Source organism: Moorena sp. (genome assembly GCF_982860115.1).
In genome coordinates, this window is the sequence record NZ_CEYLVT010000453.1 from 1 (window position 1) to 1757 (window position 1757).

At 38.7% G+C, this 1757-nt stretch carries 1 protein-coding gene; it reads right to left on the bottom strand.

Translation table 11 applies throughout. The features are described from left to right. Window positions 1-78: 78 nt before the first annotated feature. Window positions 79-1395 (bottom strand): NF041680 family putative transposase, encoded by a 1317-nt coding sequence (locus AC4II3_RS32620; protein WP_488029852.1) that lies wholly within the window; start codon window positions 1393-1395, stop codon window positions 79-81. Window positions 1396-1757: the final 362 nt, after the last annotated feature.

Genomic DNA, 1757 nt, shown 5'->3' on the forward strand with positions numbered 1-1757 from the left:
ACTGGAGTTTAGACTATGAGAAAATGACCCAGTCTTCTTTTGAGGCTGAGATGTTAGCAAATTTATTCAAAATTTGAGTTATGTCTTCTTATTTTTACCTTTTTTAGCAACCGTTTTTCTTTTTTTGACCACAGGATAGCGAATTCGTTTGTTTCTTTTTTGCCCAGTTTTCCATCCGTTAGATTTTCCACGGGGTTTGGGAGATTGTGCTGGAGTTCCAATCTCCACCAAAAGTCCTAACATCGACTGTGCAACTCGTCCAGGCGTTAGATTCAACTGGGATTTTTGCCAGGGAAGATGGTGTTCTTGTACTATATCTTTGGCTAACCACAGTTGCCAAGTCATCAATGGCATCAAATCACTCCACCTTTCACATTGGTGTGGTGTACTTAAAGCTGGTAATGTCCAATGTAATCTTTGTTTAATAAATCGATACCAATGGTCAACGGCAAAACGCCTCAAATAGTTTTTCCATAGCCTTTCTAGTTGAGGCATTTGTTGGCCAATGAAAACTAACCACAAGGGTTTTTGTAATGAGCCTTTTTTATTTGGGGAAAGTCGCTCAACTAGAATCAGGCTCATGTCTACAGATGGAGAGTTACGAAAATGTAGTTGTAACCATTTTCGTACTTTTATCTCTCCTAGTTTTGGGTCTTCTATCTTAACAGTTTCACTAGGTTCCCACCAGGTGGATTCTTCATTCAACTTAAATTTATCTCCATGTTTTCTGGGTCGCCCTCGACCACTATATTCTCCCGGTTCTCCCCATAAACAACAATTGGAGCGAATTCTTATTAAGCAATCTGCTTCAATATCGACTGTTTGATTGACCCAAGAAGCATTTCCATATTCACTATCTAGTAAAACTAAAACTGATAGCTTTAAACTTTTTTTGACTTGTTTTAATTGCCAAGCTGCCTTACTAATAGGAGTTTCAAAACTTGTAATTCTTTCATGTCTTAACGGCAGGGCCCAACTCCCTTTTTTTTCTGGTATCCATGCTAAGGTACTATAACTGTGTCCAATCTTGACTTTTTTTCCTGCAGATGGTGAGTGATGATACCCTCGGTCTTTCAAAGTAGGAGAATCTACTCTTGGACTCGATGTATGGTCAATCGCCATAGTTACATATAATGATTCATCCTTATATTTTGGTATTTCTTCGATATACCTCTTCATTAATTTTTGACGATTAGGACGACAATCTTGTAAGGCTTCATAAGCAGAACACCATTTTCTTCTAAATAAAGAAGACAGAGAAAAATCAGCTAAAGAATAAGCCGTTCTGGTAGTTAAGACCGCGTCGATTAAATCGAAAGTTGCATCTTTAGCTAATCCCAGAACATTATAAGTATCAGTTCTGAATTTTTGTAGTCTACTTATGCTAGTATCCATTTGAGGGAGTATCTTTAATGTTTTAGTTTTTCAATTTTCTCCCTTTTTCTTCTTCTTTTTTCATGAATATTTGTAAACGATAGGACGACCACAGTCGTGAGTCAGCCCAGCTTGATTGACCTTGCCTTTTAGGCCACGCTACGGAAATGGTCAGGCTGATCGGAAGCAAGTCTATGTTGCACAACAGATGAACTATGACCATAACAGCAAGCTAAAACCCATGAGAGACCTGGAAAATTAGTACAAATGTTCTATATAAGTGACATGCTCCCCCCTGATCGCCATAGGCGGTGCCCGAAGCAATTGCACTTCTGGGGAAAGCTTACACAGTCTTGAGAGACCAAAATTAGTCTAAACTCCAG